This is a genomic window from Arthrobacter sp. AZCC_0090 (assembly GCF_014207375.1).
Lineage (GTDB): Bacteria > Actinomycetota > Actinomycetes > Actinomycetales > Micrococcaceae > Arthrobacter.
Genome location: NZ_JACHEE010000024.1, coordinates 1 through 751, shown reverse-complemented (window position 1 = coordinate 751; position 751 = coordinate 1). Strand labels below are relative to the sequence as shown.

Sequence of the window (751 nt, the reverse complement as noted above, 5' to 3'; positions counted from 1 at the left end):
GACGCGCATCCCCATCACGACGCGGACGATCACCAAAACTCGGACGCGCATCCCCATCACGACGCGGACGATCACCAAACGGCTTACGATCGCGGTCACCGCCAGTGTTGCCTTCACGGTTGTCCCTGGAACGGAATCCTCGCGGGTCGCCCCCGGAATTGTTGTTGGCGCGGAACGAGCCACGATCGCCTCGGCCACCGCCGAAGTTGCCGCGGTTGCCGCCGTTGTGCTCAGCCATGATGGATTCCTCCTGTTGTGAGCTGACCACTGGCGCATGCGCAGCCGCTCTTATCCTTATTTTGTTCTCACGCCGCCGGGATCCGGCTCGTATCTCTTATGTAATTCTAGGTGACCAGCCATCCACGAACGCATTCGAGGACCGCCTATTCAGCTCCCCGTGGGAAGCATCACAACTTCCAGCCCGCCCGGCAGTCTCGCGGCCGGCTCTCAAAGCCAGGTTCAAGGTTAAATTCTTGACGCTTCCTGCAGTTCCCGGGGCCTTCCGGCGGGACGCCCCCTCACGTATGGGGCCTTCCGGCGGGAGGGGCTCGCTCACGTCTGGGGCCTTCCGGCGGGACGCCGGCTCACTTATCGCCGGTCGCGGCGGGACGGTCCTGCAGTTCCGGGGTGCGGGGGGCTGGTGCATAGGTGAGCGGGGGTCCGGTCACAACGGCTTATTTGTGATGGAGGGTTTGACGGAAGTGGCGTATAGGTGAGCGGGGGTTGGGGGAAAGGGGCGTATAGGTGATGG

Annotated in this window: 1 protein-coding gene; it reads left to right on the top strand. The window is 63.4% G+C overall.

Annotated elements, in window-relative coordinates; all coding sequences use genetic code 11:
- Positions 1–259: hypothetical protein (locus HNP00_RS22675; RefSeq protein WP_184741977.1), on the top strand; the 259-nt coding region annotated here is incomplete at its 5' end.
- Positions 260–751 lie beyond the last annotated feature (492 nt).